General features: G+C 48.5%; 19 protein-coding genes. 4 read left to right on the top strand and 15 right to left on the bottom strand.

Annotated features, from left to right (window positions below; all coding sequences use genetic code 11):
- Nucleotides 1-51: 51 nt before the first annotated feature.
- From O9139_RS11875 to O9139_RS11865, 3 genes are all read right to left on the bottom strand, one after another.
- Nucleotides 52-903, bottom strand: coding sequence for a carbohydrate ABC transporter permease (locus O9139_RS11875; protein ID WP_270879687.1), 852 nt, complete (start codon nucleotides 901-903; stop codon nucleotides 52-54).
- Entirely contained in the window at nucleotides 863-1,828 is a 966-nt protein-coding gene (locus O9139_RS11870) for a carbohydrate ABC transporter permease (RefSeq protein ID WP_270879686.1), read from the bottom strand. The genes O9139_RS11875 and O9139_RS11870 overlap by 41 nt, the downstream gene beginning before the upstream one ends.
- Nucleotides 1,829-1,893: 65 nt before the next feature.
- Nucleotides 1,894-3,210, bottom strand: a complete 1,317-nt coding sequence (locus tag O9139_RS11865; RefSeq protein WP_270879685.1) for an ABC transporter substrate-binding protein — start codon at nucleotides 3,208-3,210, stop codon at nucleotides 1,894-1,896.
- Nucleotides 3,211-3,452: 242 nt separating this feature from the next.
- Here O9139_RS11865 and O9139_RS11860 point away from each other — a divergent pair, with 242 nt between their 5' ends.
- Nucleotides 3,453-5,789: a helix-turn-helix domain-containing protein gene (locus tag O9139_RS11860; RefSeq protein WP_270879684.1), complete on the top strand. Its 2,337-nt coding sequence runs from the start codon at nucleotides 3,453-3,455 to the stop codon at nucleotides 5,787-5,789.
- 210 nt (nucleotides 5,790-5,999) lie between these two features.
- Here the strand turns inward: O9139_RS11860 and O9139_RS11855 are convergent, their stop codons facing one another.
- The 10 genes from O9139_RS11855 to O9139_RS11810 all read right to left on the bottom strand — a co-directional run bounded on the left by O9139_RS11855 (nucleotide 6,000) and on the right by O9139_RS11810 (nucleotide 20,270).
- Complete coding sequence (locus tag O9139_RS11855) at nucleotides 6,000-8,363, bottom strand: family 43 glycosylhydrolase (RefSeq protein WP_270879683.1); 2,364 nt, start codon at nucleotides 8,361-8,363, stop codon at nucleotides 6,000-6,002.
- Between the two features lie 11 nt (nucleotides 8,364-8,374).
- Nucleotides 8,375-10,396, bottom strand: a complete 2,022-nt coding sequence (locus tag O9139_RS11850) for an alpha-L-arabinofuranosidase C-terminal domain-containing protein (protein WP_270879682.1) — start codon at nucleotides 10,394-10,396, stop codon at nucleotides 8,375-8,377.
- 24 nt (nucleotides 10,397-10,420) lie between these two features.
- Complete coding sequence (locus tag O9139_RS11845; protein WP_270879681.1) at nucleotides 10,421-11,314, bottom strand: carbohydrate ABC transporter permease; 894 nt, start codon at nucleotides 11,312-11,314, stop codon at nucleotides 10,421-10,423.
- Between the two features lie 14 nt (nucleotides 11,315-11,328).
- Nucleotides 11,329-12,285: an ABC transporter permease gene (locus O9139_RS11840; RefSeq protein WP_270879680.1), complete on the bottom strand. Its 957-nt coding sequence runs from the start codon at nucleotides 12,283-12,285 to the stop codon at nucleotides 11,329-11,331.
- A gap of 27 nt (nucleotides 12,286-12,312) precedes the next feature.
- Nucleotides 12,313-13,905, bottom strand: coding sequence for an extracellular solute-binding protein (locus tag O9139_RS11835; RefSeq protein ID WP_270879679.1), 1,593 nt, complete (start codon nucleotides 13,903-13,905; stop codon nucleotides 12,313-12,315).
- 121 nt (nucleotides 13,906-14,026) lie between these two features.
- Nucleotides 14,027-15,643 carry a response regulator transcription factor gene (locus tag O9139_RS11830; RefSeq protein WP_270879678.1) on the bottom strand — a complete coding sequence of 539 codons (1,617 nt, stop codon included), beginning with the start codon at nucleotides 15,641-15,643 and terminating at the stop codon, nucleotides 14,027-14,029.
- A gap of 3 nt (nucleotides 15,644-15,646) precedes the next feature.
- Entirely contained in the window at nucleotides 15,647-17,425 is a 1,779-nt protein-coding gene (locus O9139_RS11825; protein WP_270879677.1) for a cache domain-containing sensor histidine kinase, read from the bottom strand.
- 83 nt (nucleotides 17,426-17,508) lie between these two features.
- Entirely contained in the window at nucleotides 17,509-18,537 is a 1,029-nt protein-coding gene (locus O9139_RS11820) for a family 43 glycosylhydrolase (RefSeq protein WP_270879676.1), read from the bottom strand.
- A gap of 21 nt (nucleotides 18,538-18,558) precedes the next feature.
- On the bottom strand, nucleotides 18,559-19,296 hold the full coding sequence (locus O9139_RS11815) for a family 43 glycosylhydrolase (RefSeq protein WP_270879675.1): 738 nt from the start codon (nucleotides 19,294-19,296) through the stop codon (nucleotides 18,559-18,561).
- Between the two features lie 113 nt (nucleotides 19,297-19,409).
- On the bottom strand, nucleotides 19,410-20,270 hold the full coding sequence (locus O9139_RS11810; protein WP_270879674.1) for a helix-turn-helix transcriptional regulator: 861 nt from the start codon (nucleotides 20,268-20,270) through the stop codon (nucleotides 19,410-19,412).
- Nucleotides 20,271-20,422: 152 nt separating this feature from the next.
- Between O9139_RS11810 and O9139_RS11805 the strand changes: the two genes are divergently transcribed.
- From O9139_RS11805 to O9139_RS11795, 3 genes are all read left to right on the top strand, one after another.
- Nucleotides 20,423-21,937, top strand: a complete 1,515-nt coding sequence (locus O9139_RS11805) for a sulfatase family protein (RefSeq protein ID WP_270879673.1) — start codon at nucleotides 20,423-20,425, stop codon at nucleotides 21,935-21,937.
- Nucleotides 21,930-22,775: an AraC family transcriptional regulator gene (locus tag O9139_RS11800; RefSeq protein WP_270879672.1), complete on the top strand. Its 846-nt coding sequence runs from the start codon at nucleotides 21,930-21,932 to the stop codon at nucleotides 22,773-22,775. The genes O9139_RS11805 and O9139_RS11800 overlap by 8 nt, the downstream gene beginning before the upstream one ends.
- A gap of 102 nt (nucleotides 22,776-22,877) precedes the next feature.
- Nucleotides 22,878-23,345, top strand: coding sequence for a ferritin family protein (locus tag O9139_RS11795; RefSeq protein WP_270879671.1), 468 nt, complete (start codon nucleotides 22,878-22,880; stop codon nucleotides 23,343-23,345).
- A gap of 68 nt (nucleotides 23,346-23,413) precedes the next feature.
- On the opposite strand, the gene O9139_RS11790 is transcribed toward O9139_RS11795, so the two are convergent.
- Complete coding sequence (locus O9139_RS11790; protein WP_270879670.1) at nucleotides 23,414-23,968, bottom strand: hypothetical protein; 555 nt, start codon at nucleotides 23,966-23,968, stop codon at nucleotides 23,414-23,416.
- Nucleotides 23,969-24,007: 39 nt separating this feature from the next.
- Complete coding sequence (locus O9139_RS11785; RefSeq protein WP_270879669.1) at nucleotides 24,008-24,769, bottom strand: RnfABCDGE type electron transport complex subunit D; 762 nt, start codon at nucleotides 24,767-24,769, stop codon at nucleotides 24,008-24,010.
- Between the last annotated feature and the right edge of the window lie 38 nt (nucleotides 24,770-24,807).

Below are 24,807 nucleotides of genomic sequence, written 5' to 3'. Positions count from 1 at the left end.
TTTCCCGTTAAAGCCCGCAAGCAGGATAACGGGAGCACTTCAAGCTGCGGCTTACTCTTTGACAGCACCGGCTGTCAAACCAGCCACCATATACTTTTGAAAAAACAAGAACAAAATAACAATCGGAATCGTCGCCGTCACGCACACCGTCATGATATTGGCCCAGTCATAGGCCACTTCTCCCATATACCGGATCGATATACCTGGATTTAGCGTACGCAAGTTATCCTTATTTATGAGGGTTAATGAATATAGCAAATCGTCCCACGAAAGAATGAACGTATAGATGCCTACGGAGAATATCCCCGGCTTTGACAGCGGAAATATAATGCGGAACAGAATGCCGAACCGGCTGCAGCCATCGATCTTGGCGGCTTCTTCGAGCGAAAGCGGAATGTTATCAAAAAATACTTTAATCATCCAGATTGAGAATGGCAGCGAAGCTGTTGTTAATGCAATAACTAAACCTGCATGCGTGTTAAGCAGGCCATACGATTTGTACATCGCATAAAGCGCGATCAGGAGCGAAACGACCGGCAGCATCTGCGTGGATAAGATGGCGAACATGAGTGCATTTTTAAATTTAAAATGGAACCTGGAAAAGCCGTAGCCGGCAAACATGGCTACAAGCAGCGTAATCAATGTCGTGCAGCCGCTGACCAGCAAGCTGTTGCGGTAATAAATAACGAAGTAATTGTCAGCAAAGAGCTTGATATAATGCTCAAGGACAGGCTTATTCGGTATCCATTCCGGCGGAATCCGGAACAGCACGGAATTGTCTTTGAACGAAGTCACAAACATCCAGTACAGCGGAAAGATAAGGAAGAGAACGAAAAGCAGCAATCCGGCATACGGTCCGAGATTAGCCAGCTTGCTTCGATGTAATGGAGCTGATTTGTGCATGTTTCTTCTTCCCCTTTCCAGGTGCCGGTGCATCTTCTCCCAAAGCAAACAGCTTGTTATAAAGGCTGGAAATGAGCACCATAATAATGAGCCATAGCGCGCCTATTGCTGCACCCTTCCCTAAATTCATCTGGACGAAAGCTGCTTTATAGCTGTAAATCGCCAGTGTTGTCGTCTTGTTCAGCGGTCCCCCGCCAGTCATAATCCAGAAGAGCGGGAACATTTTGAAGTTTTCGATGATCGAAATTAACGTAATCGTCTTGATGTTGTTTTTTAGCAATGGCAGCGTAATGTTAAATAAGATCTGCCTGCGGTTCGCGCCGTCAATTCGCGCCGCCTCGTACATGTCTTCGGAGATGCCCTGCATGCCTGCGAGCAGCATCGTACTCATAAACGGTAGTTGACGCCAGAGTGCCGTTACAATCACGGCCGGCAGAGCGAGATCCATGTTCGTTAACCATTCCTGGGGCTTGTCGATGATGTGAAGCTGCTGCAGCACATAGTTCATCAAGCCGTATTGCGGCTGGAATAGCCACATCCAGAGCAGCGCCGAAACGATGGTCGGCACGATCCACGGAATGAGGATGAGGGTGCGGAAAAACTTTTTAAAACGGATCGAGCTGTTCAGAATAAGCGCCAGCGACACACCCAGCACAAACTGGATACTGACGATGCAAAGTACATACTTTAAGGTCACGAAAAGGGCTGAGAAAAATTCTCCGTCCTGCAATATTTCTTTGTAGTTGGCAAAGTTGTTCCACGGCTGACTCTTCATGCTCAGCAGCGACACTTTGAAAAAGCTCATCGAAATCGATTTCACAATCGGAATGCCGATCGTGAAAAGGAGCATGACGACCGCCGGTATAATCAGCACAAGTAAAAATATACGGTCTTTCGCCAGTTCGGAAAGCCTTCTTCCTCTCATCTAGGTTCACTCCTATCCGGTAGCGAAAAAATCCCTGAAAGGGATTTCCCACCGGCCATTTATGTTTATTTCAAGGATGTTTTTAACTTCGCATCAAGCTCCTCCGCAGCTTTCTCCGGCGTAGCGGTGTCGGTCGAGACTTTCAGCAGCGCATCGGCCATATCGATGTAGGCTTGTTCCATGCCCGGGTGATTTTTTGGCAGCGGTTGAATGTTGTTCATTTGTTGCATCAGCACTTTATCAAATTCGCTTTCCGTGAACATGGAGCTCAACGATTTGCGCGCAGAGATGACGTCATTTTGTTTGTGATAAATGGAGATCGCATCTTTATCTGTCAAATATTTAATGAAATCGGCAGCAGCTTGCTTGTGCTTGGAGTCAGCGGAAATGACCAAACCGTGCGCTTCGCCGATGGACACGCTTTTGCCGGTTGCTCCTGCAGGGATCGGTGCCGCTCCCCAGACTTGGTCAAACGCTTCGCCTTTTCCACTCAAATTACGGAACACAGCTTTGCCATAATTGCCGTCTACATACATGCCTAGCTGGCCGATCGAGAATAGATTGCGAAGATCTTTCAGCTTCGCGCCGGACGGACCGACGCCATCCTTCACCAAACCTTTATAGTAGTTGAGCGTACTGACCATCTGTGGCGTATTCGCATTCACTTTGCCGTCACTTCCAAGAATGGAGCCGCCAAAGCTGTACAGATTCCGCATGGCAATCTCACCGTTAATAGCCAGCTTATCGGTTGGTTCGCCGAAGCCGTAAATTTTTTGACCGCTATCTGTTTTCAGGTTAGAAATGAGTTTGGCATCCTTCAGCAGCTCATCCATCGTTGCAGGCGCTTTGTCCGGCAGCCCCGCTTTTTTGAAGATTTCCTTATTATAGTAGAGAATGTATGGCGTAGGTGCCCAAGGCACGCCCATCAACTTGCCGTTGTAGGAAAAGTCCTCCTTGAAGCTCGGCATTAAATCATCCACATACGCCTTGCCCATGAGATCATCGAGAGGCGTAATAATATCGGAAGCAGCATAAGAGCCGAACCAAGCCGGAAATGTTTGAATAATATCCGGAGCATTGCCGGTCGACGCCATGACGAATGTTTGCTGTTTGATATCGGAGAAAGGAATGCCTACAAACTCGATTTTGACATTTGGATTTTTTGCTTCGTAATTTTTCACCATTTCTTCCAAAGCGCCTTTGGTTGCCGCTTCACTAATACTCCATGACGCAAACGTTAATTTTATCGGATCACCGCTTTTTCCTGCATCCGCTGTTGCACTTGCTTCTTGAGATTTGTCCGAGTTGGATCCGCATGCGGTCAGCGCACCGACCAGCAATACGGCGGATAGCGTTAGATATGCCGTCTTTTTCATCTTCATTGTTGTGTTCCTCCCTTTTTGTCAAAGCCCATTGTCATGTTCCGTTCACACATTCATTATCGATGTCCGCCGTTCATGCGTATATCTTCAATGTGCTACGAAAGCTTAAAAATCATGACTTTACGTATCAACAAGTCCTAACATTGCTCATTAATTTCTGACATTTAGGTCTATTTTAGCTTCATTTAGGCCGCCAAGCCTACATTAACGCCCTCATTTATGTCATAATATGAATACTTTCAATGAAACGGGTGAACATATTGTTTGCTTTTGCGAAGCTCCAGTCCTCCATGAAGGAACTGCCAAACGTATTTTGGACTTATTTCATTTCTTATTTTCTCGTCATCCTTTTACCGCTGATTGCGTTAAGTTATGCTTCTTATAACTTCACCGTCTCTACGCTTGAAGATGAATTGAGCCAAGCGACGATCCATGCGTCCAAACAGAAGAACGCTTCTATTGAGAACGCTATCTCAGAGATGCAATCGATTGCGATTCGTATCGGACTCGACGGCCGGATTGCCAGCTATTTGAACGATTCAGCGAACCAGTTTCTGCTCAATGAAACGCGCGATATTTTAAAAACCGCTTCTTCCGCCAATGAGGCGATTCAGTCGATCGATTTTTATGCCAAAGATACCAACCTAATCATTGCCTCCAACGGCTATACACGCCCTTATACGTCAAGCATGCCGGATATTTGGGTTCAAGAAGGACTGGCGTCCAAAGAAATGGGCTTCTGGTTAAGCTCGCGCCAAGCCAACGGTATTGATCTGGATAAAATTGTAACGTATGTCTTGAAGGTGCCTGTTCAGCGCAGCGAAGTTCAAGGCTTGCTCGCCGTACACATCCACGAATCCATGCTGAGCGGCTTACTTCAAATGATGGAAGGCAATCCGCACACCGCCACTTATATTCTGGACCCGCAGAGCAACGTCATCTCCGCCTCTACCGCTGCTGATCTGCAGCCGGAGCATGTCCAGCATTTGTTCACGGAGAGCAGCAATGCCCTTTCCAGCATCGGGTACTGCATCGTCAACCAGAAGGGTGAACGGATTCTTATTACGTATGTGAAAACATTGCATAACCATTGGACAATCGTGACAGAAACGCCTTTGCAATATTTGTTCTCCAAGCTTTCCTATATTCGCACCGTTGCTTGGGCAGCCTTTACCGTTTTAGTCTTATTGGGGCTTATTTTGTCCTATTTTATGTCTTTAAAAATGGCCAGTCCTATTCAACACCTGCTTAAGAAAACGCTTCCTTATAATAAAAAAAGCGACGATGCAACCAAGCTGCCCCTCGCGCCAAAGAACGAGCTTGAAACGATTTCCCACATTCTTGACCATGTCTTTCGTAAAAATGAAACCTGGGAACAACAGTTTCACCTCAATTTGCCTGTTTTGCGCGAACGGTTTTTGTTATCATTGATTCATCATAAGTATAACAGTGTCGATGAAATTAACAGCAAGCTGGAATTTTTACATCTTCAGTTTCCATTCTCGCAGCACGTCATCGTCCTTATTGAAATCGATGAATACAACATGCTGGCGACTAGTTACTCCGCCGTCGACCAAAATTTGTATAAATATGCCATGGTCAATATTGCCGAAGAGATCGCTGCAAGCAATCGGATCTCGCTTGCAGCGGAATCGGATGAACATCAACTCGCGCTATTGATTAATATGGACGGGGATCCACAGCAAATGAAGCACGAGCTTGCGGTGATCGGCGAGCAGATTAAGGATGTAATCAACCGCTTATTGAAAATTTCTGTCACCATCGGGATCGGGCGACCCTATCCGCAAATCATGGAGGTCCCTTACTCCTACAAAGAAGCAAGCGAAGTGATTCGCTCCAAATTCATAGCCGGAACCAATACGGTGTTATGTTACGAGGATTTGCTTCAGGAAGTGGAGGAGGACTTCTATCTGCCTCCTCATTTTACGAACCACCTGTATAACTTCCTGAAAGCAGGTCAACTCAAAGAAGCTCTCGGCATTCTGGAAGAGCTGTATGTAGAGATGAAATCTCGACCAAAGCTAAGTGAGGAGGTTATTTGGCGGACGTACAACCTCATTGTGGAGGATCTCCTGGGGAATTTGCATCATTTTCAAGGACATACGGAGACGATTTTCGGCAAAAATCACAACTTGTTTCGTGAGCTTGCATCCAAAGAAACGATTCAAGCGATTCATGAATGGATATGCGGATTGATCGTCACGATTCATCATGCATTAGAGCAGCAGCAGCCGAAGAAGAATACGTATATCGATACGATCGTCACGTATATGGATGCGAATTACAATCAGGATCTATCCGTGGAGATGATCGCCGAGCAGGTAAGCTTGAATTCTGCTTATGCGAGCCGACTGTTTAAGCAGGAAACCGGCAAAACGATGCTTGAATATTTAACGATTAAACGGCTTGAGGTCAGCAAGGTGATGCTGATGGAAACAGAGCAAACGATTTTGGATATTGCTTCGAAAGTAGGCTATAACAACGTGAACAGCTTTATCCGCTTTTTCAAACGGTATGAAGGCGTGACGCCGGGGGATTATCGTAAAGCTATTCGATAAGTGAGAAAAAAAGTAGGACCGCCCACCCGCACCAGGTTGTTCGGTCCTACTCTTTTATTTGACTTGTAACTGATGTGGGCCGCCTCTTCGCTTATTCCACTTATTCCACACTCGCCCATTTCAGTTCCCACTCTGCACCAAATGCCGGGAAAAATACGCCCTCGACATTCGGTTTCTTCACGAAGAGTCGATTGCGGAAATACTTTTCGACTATGTACTGCCCGTGAGCGACAACGGTGAAATCGTCCAGGCCGTCGATACACCACTCAGACCGACTCGGCCAAGAAGAAACGCATTCGGATCCGTCCATCTTAAGATAGGCTCGCTATCATCGCCTATGAATAACGCAATGGACGCCCCCCTCAGCTTTACGGTCACCCTGCGTGTCTGGCCCGGCTCAAACCTCAGAGAGGCCGTTGCCTCGTCCACTGTATGTTCGTAGCTTACCCGCCTTAGTGTGACGCTGCCCGGATGGAAGGCAAGCGCGTAACCCATGAACGCATCTTTCACTTGATCGCGGAAGTCGGACTCGTTCGTCGTCCGCAGGAGTACGCCGGCCTCTTCCGTCGTCGTTTCTTTCAGCGTCACATCAAAGCTTACGTTGTAATCAGCCCAACGGGAATCGCCACCGAATCGATTGATAAGGCCGACAGCGTTCGGCTTGATGATCAGCGGTTCCTTGAACGGAACGGCCAGATTCGCTTCGACGTATCGTAGCGCGACCTCGCCTTTCCCTCGGCGCAGGGATAGCCACTGCGGCCCTTGCTTCAGCGTGAACTCACCGAGCGGGACTTTCGTCCACTCCGCATCGCCGGCGAATAATGAAGCGTCCAGCTTGACTTCCCTGGTCGTCCCGTTCGTCTCGATCACCACGGTCGATCCAGCTGACGATTTGGCCGCCTGCACCGAGAGCAGATAGCTGCCGTCTTCACGAAGATTTACCGGAAAAGAGAGACCGTCGCCCTTGTTCGACAACGCTACGGCATCACTGCCATCCGGTGTTATTCCCGCTCGGATGTCAGGGTTGCCTTCACGAACGCCATGCACAGCTTCTAACATCCCGGGCAGCGGTTTAATGGCCTCCCTATCACTGCTGCCGTTGGCCTCATTCGAAAAGGCGGTATAGTGCAGCTCCGGTTTCACCCCTTTCGCCCATCCATATCCGATGCGTCCAGCTTTCCCGGCCATCCCGGTTTGCTCCAGCTTATGCAGCCCATCCCAATAGAGGCTCGTAGCGGTGCTGCCTGACTCAACACGGATCGTATGGAGCTTCGTCAGATCCGTCCCCTTGGGCAACGGCTTCGTCACCACAACCGACTCGGCGCCATTCACGCGATCGATCAGCGAGAGCTCCATCGTTGCTCCATTCACACGGGCCATGCGGTAATTATCCGCATCTTCATAGGCAAATATGGCATACATCGAAGAGGTCTGCCCGACCTTTTCCACAGCACCATTGAAGCTGAAATTGTACTCGGCCGTGTAGAAGCCCCCCGTGCGTGTTCGCGTTAGCAGCGTTTCGCCGCCCCCTGCTTGACTCCCAGCCTCCCACTTTTCGCCGGATGGCGCAGCGCCAGGAACGTCGCGGAATTCCGGCATCCTTGGCGCTTCCTGAGGAGTCCCGTGCGTCGGCCCGAGAACGGACATTTTATCACCATTGAAAACAAGTCGGTCCATGTTCAGCTTTCGCACCGGAGGCCCCTCCGCCGAACGTCCGACCAGATTATGGTAGACGATATAATAGGAGTCCATATCCGGTCCCATAACCGTCGCACTGTGTCCAAGACCATTGAAGTCGTTGGCAGTGGAAATAAGGATCGGGTTATTCTCCGGAATGGCATACGTGCCTAGCGGGGATTCATGGTTGACCCCGTAATTGACGCGGTACCCTTTGCTAAAAACGTGATTGCCCGTGTAGGTGATGAAATAACGCCCATTCCGCTTGATGATCATCGAGCCTTCCGTCCAATGCCCGAGGGAGGCGTTTAGCTGCTTATCCTCTCCGATTGTATACGGATCGGACATCAGGCTCGCCATAATGCCGCCAAATTTGGCATGGGTGAAATACCATTGATCATCGTCGTCAATAAAAACAGAACCATCAATCGTGAGGCCGAGATTATCCGTTTTCTTCACGAACGGCCCCGTCGGCTTGTCGCTTTGCAGCACGTAATGTCCTTTGCCCGCCGGCGATGTGTACATGTAGAACGAGCCGTTCCCATATACAACTTCCGGCGCATAAGCACCCTCGCTGACAGGCTCCTCCGTCACTAAACCCTCATAGCGCCAATTCACAAGATCGTCGGAACTCCAGGCTTTAATCCCGATTCGCCGATCCTTTGTGCTGCAGTAAAGGTAATACTTCCCATTATAACGCAGCACATAGGGATCGCCGATGCCATAATCTTCCCATTGCTGGTCTAATGTGAACGGGTTCTGATACGTCTGGCGCAAAACCGGCTCCCCCCTATCCGTTACTTTGTTTCCCCCGAGCTTCGGCTGTATGAGCAAAATCGCGGAAATCAGAACAGACGCCGCCAATAAAACGATCCAATTCCTCTTCATTCGCAGCATGCTATTATCCTTTATGCCCGATCGCGAGTGACTTCCAATACATAGACCGACGACCCCTTTAACTGACAGCTCACAACAGCGCTTAAGAAGGATACCTCATGACTTTGACAAACGACGGAATTCGGGTGCTGCACGTTATTGATGCATTCATAATGGTCCGCTGTCAACTCCACAAGATGAGCCGTACCCGACTCGGCAAATTCGCCCAGTTCTACTTCAGTTATCGTATCTTCGAGGCTGCGATTCACCATAAATACGGTTAGCTTATCTCCACCATCATTGATACAAGCCACGACGTCCAAATTTGGCAGGTCTTCCAACTGCGGCGCTATTGGCACCAGGCTGTTGACCTTGAAGCTGCCGCATTCGGTACGGCTTTGCACCACATAGCTCACGTCCCTATTGGCATACATGTTCATCACATAATAAGTCGGCGTGCCATAAACGGTTAAGGCGTGCCCGGTCCTGCCCGATGACTTCCCTCTAAACTGATCCGCATAGTAATCCCCGACTCGAATACAGCCGCCAAGCCAGCCGTTGACCAAATCGGAGAAGCTGCCGATCTCAATCAAATCGCTATTGCGAATAAATTCGTTCAAATTCGCTGCATTGGCAGCTGCCGCTTCAAGGGTATGTTCATTGGGGAGCTTTTTACGGATCGTGTTCGGATAATACATCGTATTGTATTCCGTGATCGCCAATTTCAGATGAGCATATCTACTCGTCGAACGGAAGAGCTCTCGCAATTGGCCTACGGTTTCCCTTGTCCATTCCGGATATGAGAGCATCGCTTTGTAACGCTCTACTTTCGGCGTACTCTCATTCATCCCAAAGCGATTGTACCCGTGATACAAATGTAACGTTAAATAATCGATGTGCTCTGCAGCCATCTCCAGCAGCGGCTTATTCCAGTCCATTTGAACATGTCCGCATGCGAGCAGCTTAATCTCAGGATCAATGGCCTTCATAGCTTGAGCAAATTGCACGTATCGTACTGCGAATTGCTCCGCATTGCAATGCCCGACCTGCCACGCTCCCCAGACTTCGTTGCCGATCTCCCAGTACTTCACCCCGTATGGTTCAGGGTGCCCATTGGCAGCTCGTAGTTTTCCCATTGGCGTATCCGCACCGCCATTACAATATTCAACCCAATCCGCCGCTTCCTGCGGTGTGCCTGAACCATCGTTCACACAGATTAACGGCTCTACCTGCAAATCACGGCAAAACTGGATAAACTCATCCGTGCCAAAATATTTATTCGTCCAGCCGCCCCATGCTTCATTGATCACGCAAGGACGCTCATATACAGGCCCTATAGCCTGCTGCCAATGGTAGGCACTGATATAATTCCCTGCAAGCCGCATCATGCCGGGGTTCAGGTCCCGGGTCATATCCATGACTTCCTTGCGAACATTGCCCTCACTGTCCGAAGGAAGCAGCGAGAGATGATCCAGCCATAGCATCCCCGTGGATACATGATCCCGCCAACGTTCATGCTCCGCAGGCACATATAATCGAAACTCCGCCTGCTCGCAAGACCTGCTGACCGGTATTCGCGCCGCATAGTGCTGCCAATTGTGGCTTCGAATATCGATTCGTGCGGAACCCAGCACTTCTTCGCTCTTCCAATCCACAATCTCTGCCATCACGAACTTGATTTCGATGGAGGCTCTGGCATAGAGGGCCAGCTCATAGCCGTTAAGATCCTGCTTCACCGCAATGGCCTGACGGATCCCAGCGTAGGCTTCGTCATCACTATAGATACGGACCATCTGGCTATGGCCGGAATGACGCGCAGCCGCAGGTTCGAACGCATATTGCGTGCTTTTCCCATTCGTATAAGGCCGCCAGCGCCCGGAAAGTCCCCGATAGGTCACATCTGTACTCTCAAAATCCATATCCGCAAGCGGATAAGCTAACATCGCCTCCATATGATCACGGATATCCTCAACAAAATGCCCGAATACATAAGGATTTATTTGATCTGCACCGACTTGATTCGTATTCACCTGGATCTTGGCTCTTGCTTGCATGCATTCAACGCTTCCTTCCATTCATTATCCTTTTAATGAACCAATCATAACGCCCTTCACAAAATGCTTTTGTACAAAAGGATACATCAGCAGCACCGGTAAGCTGGAAATAATTATCACGACATATTTGATACTCTCAGCAAGCAGAATCTTGGATTCCAGCCCAACACTGCTGTCCACCGCATCCGCCTGGCTCACCATCAGCACTTCACGCAGCACAAGCTGTAACGGGTACAAATCCTTACTGCGAATATAAATCAGAGCATTGAAGAACGAATTCCAGTGACCGACCGCATAAAAGAGAACCATCACCGCCAAAATAGGCTTCGATAACGGTAAAATGACGTGGGTAAGCAGCTTCCAATTCGAGCAGCCATCGATATGAGCCGCTTCCTGAATCTCCCAAGGAATGCTGGATTGAAAATAAGTTCTCATCACAATCAAGTTATAAGTGGCAATCGCTCCGGGAATGACTAGCGCCCACATCGTATCGACCATCCCTAAATTTTTCACGAGCAAATAAGACGGAATGAGACCCCCACTGAAGAACATCGTAAGTGTAACGAAAAACATAATGATTCCCCGACCCGGCAGATCAGGTCGCGATAGCGGATAGGCTGCTAATGTCGTCATAACCAGGTTGATGGCCGTGCCTACAGCCGTATACAGAATAGTATTTCCATACCCGTTCCAGATCTGCTCATTATGCATGACGTTCCGATAAGCCTCCAGCGTAATCTGTTTGGGCAGCAAGACGACTTCCCCATTCAGCACCAGTGCGGGATCACTGAAGGAGGCGCTAACGATAAAAATAAGCGGATAGAGGACAACGACGACGATAAGGAGCGCCAATGCGTTAACGACGGTATCGAAGATGACTTCATCCGACTTCCTTTTCTTGCGCGTTAGCTGCTGCATGACTTGTTCCCTCCTCACCATAAACTTGTTTCTGCCTTTTTACGGGCAAAGCGATTCACGAGCAATAGCAGCGCCAGGTTGATGATGGAATTAAACAAGCCGATCGCAGCCGTATAGCTGTACTCCCCTTTTAAAATCCCTGACGAGTAGACGAATGTGGAAATGACATCGCTGGATTCCAAATTCAAATTATTTTGCATGAGTAAAATTTTCTCAAACCCAACGTTCATGAAATGTCCGACATCGAGAATAAGCAAAATCACGATAACCGGTAGGATCCCCGGAATGGACACGTGCCAAATGCGCCGTAATCGGCTAGCGCCATCCATCTTGGCCGCTTCGTACAGCTGCGGGTTGACTCCGCTTAGCGCTGCAATATAAATAATCGACTGCCAGCCCATATTTTGCCAAATGTTAGAACTGATGAAAATCGGCTTGAACCATGCCGCAGAATCGAAAAACCGTACCGGTTCTCCGCCAAATGCTTCAATAATCGTGTTCACCGGGCCCCCTCGCGGAGCTAAAAACAACATCAGCATCCCGACCATAACGACGATGGAAATGAAATGGGGGATATACGTAATGTTTTGCACAATTTTACTGAACGCCTTGTTACGGATTTCAGTCACGAGTACTGCCAGCAAGATCGGTATTGGAAAAGCAAACAATAAAGAGAATAAGTTAATGGAAACTGTGTTCCAGAGAAGTCTCCAGAAATAATACGATTCTATGAATCGCTTGAAATGATCCAGCCCCACCCATGCGCTGCCGGTGATCCCTTTGGCAGGACTGAAATTTTTGAAGGCAATTTGCAGCCCGTACAAAGGTCCATAATGAAAGACAAGGTACCATAGGATCGGAATGAGCAGCATCAAGTAGAGATCATAGCGGCTGCTCATCGCTCTCAAGAGGCTGGAGCGCCTCGTTTGGGTTGAAGACGAGGCACTCGCCATATTTGCCAATTTGTTCATCTGCAGCCCTCCAGCTGTCCATGACGCTTATTTTTGCTGTTTGAGGTTATCATAGGCGACCTGATACAGCTTCTGCAGTTCATCAATTTTCATTTTCTTTAACGTAGCCTGGAATTCACCCCATTTATCGAAGCTAAGGGCGCCGGCAATAAATTTGGTACTTTGCTCTTCGTAATATTTATCAATATCATTACGCAGCACATTGATCTGTTGAGCGGTTTGCTCATCAAACATAGGGGACGCATAACGAATCTTCTGCATATAAGGATCGAGTTTCTTTTGCGCTTCTTGAACTTGCGGCGGATTGATATACGAAGCGACCTTTTCACTGATCAGATGCGGCGCGCCGCCTCCGGCGTACGGGGTAATCTTGGATTGATTGCCTGTCGCCAAGAAGGCGTCCGTATAGTAAGGAATGCCATCCCGAATCTCATAGTTATCGCCTTTGCGGCCGAAGCGCAGCAGCGTGGAGCCTTCGTCTCCATAGAAATAATCGATCCAACGCATCGTCGCTTCCGGATACTTGTTCACCGAGGTGATGGCGAATGCGCCGAAATCCCTTGGCACAGGCGCTGCTAACTGCAATTGGTCACCATGCGGTCCTTTGACAGGAGCAATCCCGATATATTGATCGGCTACCTTCGTATCCAGCATCGGATTGTTCGTCTGATCGAAGAAGAAGCCGGTATTTCCCGTCCCTTGCTTCGTCAGATATTGAGCTTCCTTCTGCGTGAACAGCTCTTGATCCAACAGCTTCTCCGAATACAGCTTATTTAAATACATCAATAATTCTTTATTTCGATCGCTGCCCATCCAAATATTAACTTTGTCATTTTCCAGGTTAATGTTATACCCCAACTGAAAATCCAATCCAAATGATCCAGCCATGATCGGGACGATGCTGAGACCGTTCCGTGCCGTCATCGGAAGTTCATCTTGCTTGCCGTTACCATTCGGATCTTTATCCCGGAATGCTTTCAGCACTTCGTAAAGCTCATCCGTCGTTTGCGGTTCCTTCAGATTCAGCTTCTTCAGCCATGCTTGATTCATCCAGCGCTTATCCGTTTTGGCAGCGTTGACAGTTACGATACCCGGCAAGGCATAGATGTGGCCTTCAGGTGTTGTAATGGCGGAACGAATCTCTGGATACGTTTCCATTAACTTTTTCAAATTTGGCGCGTACGCATCAATCAGCTTCTCAAGCGGAATGAGTTGACCTGCGGAACCGTAGCGAATCGCCTCTAAAGGTGTAAGACCTGAGCGATACATAGCGTCAGGAAGCTCATTGGAAGCAAACAACAAGTTCTTCTTCTCATTAAAGCCATCCGTAGGCGCTTCGATAAATTCAACTTGAACATTGCTCATTTTTTCATAGTCCTGGAACACAGGCATATCCTTGAACGGCCCATTGGTTGGCGCAATTCTTGTGAACATCTTCAGCTTGATCGGATCCTTGACGATGGGAAATCCATCGGAAGACACGCTTTTCGTATCCTTCGCTTGGTTATTTCCCTCTTTCGCCGTACTCGCCGTATTCGCTGTATTCGAGCTGCAGGCGCTCAGTGTTAAACTGGACACTACAACGGCGCTCAGCAGTGCCGTCCCCCATTTTCTTTTCATTCTTTTGTTCCTCCGTTCAAGTCGTTGTTTTCACCCGGTAAGAAAGCGTTTTCTATGGGTTGATTTAAGTATAGTGAAATATTTCTTAGGGCAGATTCAACATTTATGACTTTCCATTCTACTATTTTGACTGTTTCAGCTGATCCATGTACGCCTGGGGCGTCATGCCGGTTATGCTTTTAAACACTTTGAAGAAATACGTGTAACTGACAAAACCGACCTCACTGCTGATCTGTTTCAAGGCATAGGAAGACGATTCCATCAGCATGGAGCTCTTTTTAATGCGCACCCGATTCAAATACTCCGTAAACGTCATTTGCGTCTCCTCTTTGAACAATCTGCTCAAATAAGAGGGGTTCAAATTCAAGGCGTTCGCCGTCGTGTCCAATGAAATATTAGCGGCATAATGGTCCGCAATGAATTGCACTGCTTTCGTGATATGGCGCGAAAGCTTTGAAGACGAGCCTCCTGTATGCTGCTGTTGCTGCTTGATCGCTTCAACCATACGCGCATAGTAAGCTAGCAGCCATCCTTCCAGCTCGGCAACGCTTTCCACTCGTCCAAGCTCGTTTCTCGCGGGCGCATGCTCATAATCGGCTAACGAAGCTTGCGGATGATACCGCTGCCAGGTCATGTCCACAAGCTGCAGCATTTGGCTCACAATCGCTTGTACCGGATTGGCGTAAACCGGCTGGCTGCGCAGATCAGCAAAGACGGAGGCAATGAGTTGGTGCATTCGCTCTAGATCCAACTGCTCCAGGAATAGCAGCAGCTGCTTCTGCTCTTCCATATATAGGGAATCCCTGCGGGAAGATGCATGCAGTCCCTGATCCAGCATGCCGTCCACGTCCTGGTTCGCTTTGGCGTAGCTAGCGCCAACCAGCCGCAAGCTGCCACAAAGCGTGCCCAAGGCAAAGACGCATTTCAGGTTGAGGAATTTTTCGAGGGAATGGGCAAGCGCGCTCATCGCTTGATTGATTTGCGTAGTCACCGCATGCTCGCTTCGATCCTCCGAAGCGAACAGAACCATAAACCGCCCCTCCCCCACATAGCCGACTGTCCTCTTGTGAATGTCACCTACGGCCATCTGCATCACTTCCGTAGCCTGCTGCACGAAGCGGTTTTTTTGGACATCGGTTAAAGACTCTGTCAATAACAGGAAAGGTACGATTTGTATCACTGCTGTTACGTACGTTAAGGCGAGTGGATAAAGATCGTTATCCCGTGCATAAGCCTGCAAAGCTTCGCCCGCTCCATGCACATCTCTAGCCAAATTCGCCACATGCTCACGAAGAATCACCGGGCTGAGTCGTTCAATCATTTTGCTTTGCGCGCTTCGCACTTCTTGTTCCCGTTCTTCATGCTGTAATTGTTGTACCGCTTTATTCAAAAGCGTGAGCAGCGCACTCGTGTTCAAGCGATGCTTGAGCAAATAATCCATCGCCCCGTTCATCAGACAAGTCCGCACGTAGTCGTAATCGTCAAAACTGCTCAGCATGATCATCTTCACTTGCGGAAAACTTTCCTTCATTCTTCGGCTCAATTCGACCCCATTCATGACCGGCATGCTCACATCTACAATCGCGATATGCGGAGGCTGTTGTTCCATCATGGACAGTGCCATAGCCCCGTTATGCGCTTCGCCGCATAAGGTAAACCCCATCTTTTCCCAGTCCACCATACTCTTCACATCGTGTCTGGCCAAAGCGTCATCATCCACTAACAATACGCGAAACATGTCTCATCCCTCCTGATGGATTGCATCCGTACCCGGCAGCAGCGGGAACCTGATCAGGACCATGGTGTAGCTGTCAGGCTCACTATAAACAAAGACGCCGTAAGGCTCCCCGAATAAGCGAACGATGCGCTCATGCACGTTGCGAACCCCCATGCCGCTAAAGCGTGTATACGCTTGCACTTTATTTACTTCAAACAGCGCGTCAATCTGTTCCTGGGACATCCCTTTGCCGTTATCTCTGACCTCGATGCGCAGTTCATTATGCTCTTTGTAGATGCGAACTCGCATCACACCCTCATGCTCTGCGGAAGATAGGCCATGGACGATAGCGTTTTCCACAAGCGGTTGAAGCATTAACTTCAGTACGCTGACCTGTAAAAGCCCTTCATGTTCGACTTCGATATTCACCAGAATCGGTTTGACATATTTGTATTTCTCGATCGTTACGTAACTTCGCACGTACTGCAGTTCTTCTTGTAAGGTGAGAAACTCATTGGTATTTCCTAATACACCACGCATAAGCTCGATTAAAGATTCAGAAACTTCAACGATATTCGGTACCCCATTAAGCTTCGCCAAGTATTTGACTGTATTCAGTGTATTATATAGAAAATGCGGCCGGATTTGCGCCTGCAACACCGCCAGCTCCGCTTCCCGCTTCTCCTTCTCTGTCGCTACGATGCCCTCAAGCAAGCGCTTTAACTCATCAACCATGCTTTTGAAAACCTGATAAAGCTGGCCAATTTCATCCTTGGAACGAATTTCCACCGCCGGCAGCGTCATATTGCCTTCCATGACATGCATCATCATCGACCTCAGCCGGCGAATATTTCTTGTGATCCTTGAAGAAACCTGCAGCGTGCCGATGACAATAATCATAAACACGATGATAGCTACGGTCGCCAGCACATTACGGATCCGCGCCGTCTCCGTTAATAACGACTTCATCGGCACGAAGGCTACCGTAGACCAGCCCGTACTGTCGGATTCCCGCGTGACGACGAGGTAAGATTTCTGGTCGATCACTTTTTCAACGGCACCATGAGTACCGCTCAACTCCTGATTGAGCTGGGTGACCTGCTCCTTTTTCAGAACGCTGGATTGCGGTTCATAAATAAATTCATTTTTTCTGTCCACCACGTACAGCATGCTGTCTGATGTAGGTTTGACGTCATAGATGCGCTTAATGAATTCGTCATTCAGATCGAACATCACCAGCCCGATTAACTGCCGGTTATAGCGGAGTTCGCGTCCGGTCACAATGGAATTATTGAATCCGGTTTGATGGAAATAAGCATGACCGGAACCATTTTGCAGCAAATCCTCCATCATCGGTGTGTGTAAAACGGTCTTGTCCAGCCAAGGGGCGCCGACGAAAAACACTTTCCCGTTCAAGCCGATGACGGCCGCTCGGGAAATGTACGGCTTGTAAGCAATCAGTGCAGACAGAAACTCCTCGATTCTCTTCTGCTCCTGAAACCATTCGTAGCTCGGTTCCTCCGTCTTGCTCTCCAGTGTATCCAGCACCGTTTTATTGGTAGCGACCACCGTATTTAAGCGGCTCACTTCCTCCAATCGGATATTCAAAGACTCGTCCGCCTGGCGGATGCTTTCCATAACGGAAGTAATCGCATTATTCTTCACCGTTTCTCTCATGTATAAATAGACGATACTCGTCACAGCAGAGATGCCAATGAGCGTAACCAAACTGAAGGCTACAAAAATCTTCCCTTGGATGCTTCCCGCAGGTGAAATCCACTTTCTTACAGAAGTCAACTTCATAAACCGGCAACCCCTTCCATGTCTGCTATCGAAGAAAAAAACATGAACCCAGCCCGATCTCGAGCTTGATTCATGTTTTAATATTACTCACTGCACGGCGCTATGCATAGCCCCTCGCGATCTGCTTGGACTTGAAGCCGCACAATGCCGACACGTGTGCGGAATGGAGCGGTCCGGTCATTCCCAAACAACGTTGACAGGAGTCTGCCCTCGCGATCGATAAACATCGTGCCGTGGCCGCCATGCGGAACCGCCAGCCGCCTTGGGGCATAAGGTCCATATACGTGATCTGCAACGGCGTACATCAAATCGTACGTGCCGTCTACCCGCTTATCGCCATTCCATTCCGCTGCACCCAGAATATACTTACCTCTATATTTGACGATAAAAGCCCCTTCATAGCCAACACGCTGACCATCCGAACAGAGCAGCTTGCGGGGCTCTTCGGCAAAGCCCGTCATATTGGCCTTCATCCTGGCAATTTTACCGTCTTGCCAAACAAAATACACTTGACCGTCATCATCCTGGAACAAGCTGGAGTCAATATCTGTATTCGTCATTCGACCCATATCGATATAAGGGCCTTCCGCTTGGCCGGATACGCTTTTGATCATGCCGGTTCCGCCGCCTTGCAGCGAATACGTGATCCAGAACGTTCCATACAGATAGATCATCTCCGGCGCCCAGAGACAAGGATGCTCATAAATATTGTTTTCCCAAGTGCCATTCTCGGATAAATCCCATACCTTGGCTACATGACTCCACACCCGCAGATCCGTTGAGCGCCACACGTGAAGCTGATTATTTTCATACCAGAAATCCCCATGTGGCTGATCGGAGGTCCCCGTCAAATAATACATGCCATCCGGTCCCTTGCTAATATGGGGATCGCGAATCAACAAGTCGCCGGCCGGTTGAAGGTTCCCGACAGCCCCTTTTTCCAACACCACGCCTTCGATCGGCCGAATGAAACCTGGACCTGCAATTGTCATCGGGACAACGGCAGGATAGTGCTCAACTGCTGAATAGCTACCGCAACCCGTAAAAGAGGCATACAGCTGATCGTCCAGCCCCGTAAATAAGGTGACTTGTCCGCCATGGGGGATTGCCAAATATCTCCGGCTATATGGACCTTAGATCGACTCGCTGACCGCCACAAAAGTATCTACGGCATCACTCCCCATCCTTTCAAGCGGATCTGCGCAGAACATATAGTACAACCGATCCCGTTTGTATAAAAAAGCGCCGTATGCGCCTACCTGCAAATTGCCTGTGTAGGAGGGATGATCCTCTCGCCCCGCCACCTTCCAAGGCTGCACTTCCACCATGCGGGGAAGTTCCTCCAGACCGGTCATGTCCTCTTTCATTTTGGCAATTCGGCCATTGCCGTAAACCCAGTAGACAGCCCCGTCTTCATCCTCAAATAAAGAGGCATCATGCCCGTCCGCTGTCATTTGCCCCATGTCAAGATAAGGGCCTTTCACCGTAGCGGACAAGCTTTTCAGCAAGCCGGTTCCTCCTTGGCGCAGCCCGTAAGTGATCCAGAACGTCCCCTTCGCGACGTGAATTTCCGGGGAACAAAGCCCAGAAGAGTCCTTGCTCGCTTGTTGCCATGTGCCCGCTTGCGCCAAATCCCACACAGCCGTTGGCCCCGTCCAACCCTTCAGGTCCGAGGACGTCCATATTTCCACCTTGCCGCCATCCGTCGTCCCGGTCAAATAGTACAACTGATCCGGCCCTGTGCAGACACTGGCATCTTTCAAAGGCACATCCAGATTGGGTTTTATTTGTACCGCAGAGGCACAATAGCCCGTACATGCGGACCATTCCGTCTCAGGATGCGGGGGATGCATGATAAAATCGCTCTTCATCGTATTCTTCCTTTCCTCAACCCGGTTATCGTTCTGAAGATAAGTATAACGCGCTTCAAACGAACGCTTAATAGAGAAAGCGGTGTGTCAAGTGAGGAAAAGGGACATCATCATTACGGCTTGCTGCCCGGTGAATGCCCAAAATAGTTGCGATAAGCCCGCGAGAACGAATACAGGCTGGGATAGCCAACCGTATAAGCAACCTCAGTGATATTCCGATCCCTTCGTGCAATCAGCAGGGCTGCCTTCTCCATTTTAAGCCGGTATAAGTAACGGTTAGGGGATTCCCCCATCATTTTTTTGAATATATCCGAAAAATAAGACCGGTGGACCCCCGCCGCCTCCGCAATCTCCTTGACGCTGATCCCTTCCATGTAATGCAATTGCATAAAATCAAGGGAGCGCTTCAGCCAGGGGATGTCTGCCAAACTGTCTTTGGCGGCGCGATGTGCGCTTCCTTCATGGAGAAGCAGGGCAAAGATCGCATACAGCTTCTCCTGCAGCGCTAAAGTGAAGCCGACATCCTGGACGCGATCCGAGTGATCAGCAACATGATGAAGAAGCGCCACCGCTTTATTCAAGATTTCGTCGCTGCCTCTTGCACGCAGAATGGGCGCAGCTGGCGTGAGCCCTAACGATTGCAGCAGGGGGGCGGCCTGCGGGCCTTGAAAAGCGATCCAAATCAGCTTTAAAGGCTTATCCGGTTCGTAGATCCGATATGAATACGATTCATCTGGAAAGAAGCAGACCATATCGCCGGAGTGGAGAATCTCTTCCCGGTCTTCAAACTGAAGCAGCAACCGGCCCTCGACCACGAAATGAAAGCTGTAACATTCAATTCTTCTCGGACCGACCTGATAATTAGGCTTGGCAACGTTATGCCCGAGGCGGAGACACCACAAACCGCTCATTTTGACAAACGCATTCGGATTTAAATAGAAATGTTGGGCATATTCATGTGCATATTCCTGCATCGTGCTGTTTCTCCTCATGAGTAAGGGATAACTTTAGATCTCCATCATAAACCTAACAAAATGTTAAATCAATCTGCAATTGTGTTATTTCCAATTCGCTTAAATCCCTTTATTCTATACATAATAAGTAGTTATTTTGGAGGAATTCATAGATGAAGAAACCTAATATATTGTTAATCACAAGTGATCAACAGCATTGGAATACGCTGGGGGCTTTTAACTCTGATATTCAGACACCGAATCTCGATCGTCTGGTGAAGGAAGGAACAACGTTTACACGCTCGTATTGCCCGAACCCTACGTGCACACCGACAAGAGCTTCCATCATTACAGGCATGTATCCGAGCCAACACGGCGCTTGGACGTTAGGCACGAAACTGTTCGAAGATGTTCATACGGTCGGTGAAGATTTTCATGAAGCCGGGTATAAGTCTGCGCTTGTAGGCAAAGCCCATTTTCAGCCCTTAGCATCGACGGAGCAGTACCCATCGCTTGAGGCTTATCCGATTTTGCAGGATCTTGATTTTTGGCGCGAACATAATGGGCCTTTTTACGGCTTTGATCATGTCGAGTTAGCACGTAATCATACGAACGAGGCGCATGTCGGTCAACATTATGCACTATGGATGGAAGCTAAAGGCTGTTTGAATTGGCGCGACTATTTCCTGCCTCCGACAGGTACGATGGATCCTTCCCTTCTTCATAAATGGCCGATTCCAGAGGAATACCACTACAATACCTGGATTGCCGAAAGAACAGGCGCTCTGCTGGAACAATATAAAGATGACGATCAAAGCTTCTTCCTCTGGTCCAGCTTCTTTGATCCGCACCCGGATTATTTGGTTCCGGAACCGTGGGATACGATGTATGATCCGGAGCAGCTGACGATCCCGGTTGCGGCACCTGGCGAGCATGAGCAGAATCCGCCACATTTTCAATTAACGCAAATGGAGAAGCCGGACTTTGCACCTTGGAATGAAGGCAAGTTCCAAGTGCATGGCTATCATTCCCATTCCGCGTTATATTCCGAACATGATCGCAAGCAGCTGGTGGCCACCTACTACGGCATGATCAGCCTGATGGACAAATACATTGGGCAAATTCTGAACAAGCTGGATGAACTTGGCCTTGCCGACAATACGATCGTGGTCTTTACGACAGACCATGGGCACTTCTTTGGTCAACATGGTCTTCAAGCCAAAGGTGGCTTCCATTACGAAGACTTGATCAAAATTCCATTCATCGTCAGGTATCCAGGGAACGTGCCCGCCGGTGTGACCTCACCTGCCATACAGTCGTTAGTCGATTTGGCACCTACTTTTTTATCGCTATGTGATATTCCCGTTCCTCACCACATGACAGGCTTGGATCAGTCACAAGTATGGTGCGGGCAGAAGAGCCAGGTCAGGGACCATGCCATCTGCGAGTTCCGGCATACACCGACAACGATTCATCAAAAAACATATGTGGATGAAAGATACAAAATTACCGTGTATTATAACCAGACTTATGGCGAAATTTTTGACTTGCACAATGACCCGGGTGAAATCTGCAACTTATGGAATGATCCCGAGTACCAACCATTAAAAACAGAGCTCCTGCTGAAGTATGTATGGGCAGAACTGGGCAAAGAATCCATGCCGATGCCTCGGGTCTGGCATGCATGACATCGGCAAGTCCGGGCCTATCCATCACTTGCCTTCCATTGGAGCGCCGCCTCCTCTGAGTGTGCAGTATTTGGGGATTAATGATTGCGAACCGGGCTACCGCAATATTCGTAAACTGGCCAAAATCACCGTATTCGGTTTCGTGCGCTCAGGGCAAGGCTTTGTTAAGGTCGATAACCAGACGTATACAGCTTCACGGGGAGACGTCTTTATCCTTCCAGCAGGCTGCCGCCATGAAGTCGCCTCCGACAGAGATCACGAGAAACCGTGGAGCTATATATGGCTTAACATTAGTGGAAACTGGATCCTCAAGATGCTCGAAGCCTATCAACTGCTTCCTCATATCGTGACGCAGGATCGCGGGTTGGAACATCTGTTTACCGAGGCGATTGCCCTCGCTGAACAAAAATCGGTTGACGGCACGCAGGACGCGCAAGCCGAACTCGAGGTCATCGTGATGCGAATCATCGTCGGCCTCTCTGCAGCATTACGCAAAAGAGGGGATGCTTTACCATCAAGAGTGCAGGCGATCAAGCAATTATTGGATAAAAGCGTCCTCCAACCCTTCGATTCGGCCGGGCTGTCTTCCCATTTTGGCATTTCGATCAAGCAAATCAATCGCCTGTTTAAACGAGAGACCGGAACGACCATCTATAGCTATATCCTCACACAAAAGCTGGAAATCGCGAAACGAATGCTGCTGGATTCGCAGATGACGATAAGCGATATTGGATATAAGCTTGGCTATGTCGATCCTCATTATTTTTCCAATTTGTTCAACACTAAAACTGGTGTGCGGCCGAGTGATTATCGCAAAATTTTTAGCAACGCTCCATGATTTATTAGCGATTTCGCACCCTGCCGCACCGGCTGGGCGTCACCAGATCCGATCTCCGCACATACCCTGAACTAATTAATCCTATATGAGGAGGGCTTAATTATGTATTGGGGATATGGGTATCCATACTACCGTATCGCATTTACACCTGTTTGGATGATTAGCCATGACCAAGCGCTGCAGTCCATGAAAGAAGCGGTACAGGATGAACGACACGATGAATTATTTTACGATGAGCTCATCAAACTTGCACCTACGGCTGAACAAGCTGCCATCCTTTCATCCATTCGCGATGATGAACGCGGCCACAATGCCATGTTTCGCCACATGTACAAAGATATGACCGGGCAAAATATTCCAGCCGCCAGTAACGAGCCGTACCCGCGGGTTAGCAATTATCAAAAGGGAATTGAACAGGCGATGCAAGGAGAATGGAACGCTGTAGAGAAATACCGCAAAATATGGTTCGGTCTGCCGGAAGGAATCTATCGGGATACGGTATTAGGGATTATTTTGGACGAACAGAAGCACGCCAGTAAATATAACTATTTGTTTACATTAAACCGTTAGGCTGAAGGTTCAATAAGCCAATGCATGCTGCCTGATCCAGCAAATGCATTGGCTTATTGAAGTTTCGTTTATAAAAAAGCATGAATGAAGAATAAAACAGCGAATGCCAGTCCGGACCGCAAGTGCCACTTCCGATCCAATCTCCGATATCGCAATAATCCCGATAGGGGAACCGGAAGAAGTACGAGCAAGGCAAGCAAGCCGCTTATATTGTTAAAATCGAATTTAAAGCCATACATAAAGACGGCAATTGTATGCAGAACGATAAAGGCGATAGCGATAATCGCCATTGGGGTATGCCATCTGCGCGCGAAGCGCAGCAATCCGGCCAGACCTTTTTTCACATGGCCTAAACCATCCCATACCCGCTGCTTCATAATTAGAAGAAGCGCATAGTACGCCAGTACAAAAAATAAGGCGATTCTTGCATTGGAGCCAAAATCTTTAAATGTATGTTCAAACTGTCTGCTGTGCAGCGTTTCTGATGAAAGCTGTAATAACCCCTTAAGCTCCCAAATGATGAGTAGGACAGCAATCACAATCGCTGCAACCACCCCGATGCGCTCCTTTTTGGGTATCCATGCTTGGGTTAGCCTAACAGCTTCCTTTTCCTGTATATTCACGATAAATTTTCCTCCGAATGTTTTCTAAAATAGTACTGCCTAAATACTTAGGCTTGCTGATTTGGTAGTTGCGGTTACGCGTTTTAATACATACTGGCATAGATTTCCTACTAGCAGCCCGATAAATAAATACATCAAGCCTCCGAAGAGCCCATAAACGACTGCTCCAATTACCGCACTTAAGATGCCAAAAATCAATTGATCTCTATCTTTTGCTGGCGTTGTCGGCGGATCTGTAAGCATAAAGAGGGCGAAGAAAAGCGTTGCATTGAGAAAAGGCGATCGAAGGGCATCACCTGCATCACCCCTATGCAAGATACCCATTATCAGTAGAAGCACAAAATAAGTTCCTAGAAATGAAAAGACCATCGGGAATTTATTTACGCGATTCGTAATGATGTATCCGCCGATCAGCAGAATAACGCTTGTCCAGGCAGGAAGATCCGCAAACGCTCCCCACCAGCTTTGTCCTGTTTGAAACAATAGGATCGACGCTAGGAGGGCGAATGCAGCCGGATTAAAGATCGGTTTTTTCTTGAAGACAAGCAAATATTTAGACAATATCGCGATGAGGACAGTCGCTGCAACCACATACCACGAAGTACTTGTGCTCAAAATCAAAGCAATGATGACCCCGGTTATCATCGCGCTGTCAGGGAAAGCCTTTTTCTTTTTGGCTATTGATGCGCATAAGAAATCGGCAGAGACGGAAACACCAACCGCAATGAAACTATTAAGGATTCCTCTGAAATCCTGTGAATAAACAACAGCGATTAGCAGAAAGGCCATCATGGAGATCATGACGTATCCCTTGGGTGTTCGAAGCCACTTACTAAAGG

The organism is Paenibacillus aestuarii, from assembly GCF_027789125.1.
In the GTDB taxonomy this organism is placed as follows: Bacteria; Bacillota; Bacilli; order Paenibacillales; family NBRC-103111; genus Paenibacillus_E; species Paenibacillus_E aestuarii.
The sequence above is the reverse complement of the archived record's forward strand: the minus strand, read 5'-3'. Positions and strand labels throughout refer to the sequence as shown.

What these genes read in the sequence shown, in the direction of transcription:
- O9139_RS11875 (WP_270879687.1), bottom strand. Translation starts at nt 903, where the DNA reads ATGCACAAATCAGCTCCATTACATCGAAGCAAGCTGGCTAATCTCGGA.
- O9139_RS11870 (WP_270879686.1), bottom strand. Translation starts at nt 1,828, where the DNA reads ATGAGAGGAAGAAGGCTTTCCGAACTGGCGAAAGACCGTATATTTTTA.
- O9139_RS11865 (WP_270879685.1), bottom strand. Translation starts at nt 3,210, where the DNA reads ATGAAGATGAAAAAGACGGCATATCTAACGCTATCCGCCGTATTGCTG.
- O9139_RS11860 (WP_270879684.1), top strand. Translation starts at nt 3,453, where the DNA reads ATGAAACGGGTGAACATATTGTTTGCTTTTGCGAAGCTCCAGTCCTCC.
- O9139_RS11855 (WP_270879683.1), bottom strand. Translation starts at nt 8,363, where the DNA reads ATGCTGCGAATGAAGAGGAATTGGATCGTTTTATTGGCGGCGTCTGTT.
- O9139_RS11850 (WP_270879682.1), bottom strand. Translation starts at nt 10,396, where the DNA reads ATGCAAGCAAGAGCCAAGATCCAGGTGAATACGAATCAAGTCGGTGCA.
- O9139_RS11845 (WP_270879681.1), bottom strand. Translation starts at nt 11,314, where the DNA reads ATGCAGCAGCTAACGCGCAAGAAAAGGAAGTCGGATGAAGTCATCTTC.
- O9139_RS11840 (WP_270879680.1), bottom strand. Translation starts at nt 12,285, where the DNA reads ATGAACAAATTGGCAAATATGGCGAGTGCCTCGTCTTCAACCCAAACG.
- O9139_RS11835 (WP_270879679.1), bottom strand. Translation starts at nt 13,905, where the DNA reads ATGAAAAGAAAATGGGGGACGGCACTGCTGAGCGCCGTTGTAGTGTCC.
- O9139_RS11830 (WP_270879678.1), bottom strand. Translation starts at nt 15,643, where the DNA reads ATGTTTCGCGTATTGTTAGTGGATGATGACGCTTTGGCCAGACACGAT.
- O9139_RS11825 (WP_270879677.1), bottom strand. Translation starts at nt 17,425, where the DNA reads ATGAAGTTGACTTCTGTAAGAAAGTGGATTTCACCTGCGGGAAGCATC.
- O9139_RS11815 (WP_270879675.1), bottom strand. Translation starts at nt 19,296, where the DNA reads ATGAAGAGCGATTTTATCATGCATCCCCCGCATCCTGAGACGGAATGG.
- O9139_RS11810 (WP_270879674.1), bottom strand. Translation starts at nt 20,270, where the DNA reads ATGCAGGAATATGCACATGAATATGCCCAACATTTCTATTTAAATCCG.
- O9139_RS11805 (WP_270879673.1), top strand. Translation starts at nt 20,423, where the DNA reads ATGAAGAAACCTAATATATTGTTAATCACAAGTGATCAACAGCATTGG.
- O9139_RS11800 (WP_270879672.1), top strand. Translation starts at nt 21,930, where the DNA reads ATGCATGACATCGGCAAGTCCGGGCCTATCCATCACTTGCCTTCCATT.
- O9139_RS11795 (WP_270879671.1), top strand. Translation starts at nt 22,878, where the DNA reads ATGTATTGGGGATATGGGTATCCATACTACCGTATCGCATTTACACCT.
- O9139_RS11785 (WP_270879669.1), bottom strand. Translation starts at nt 24,769, where the DNA reads ATGATCTCCATGATGGCCTTTCTGCTAATCGCTGTTGTTTATTCACAG.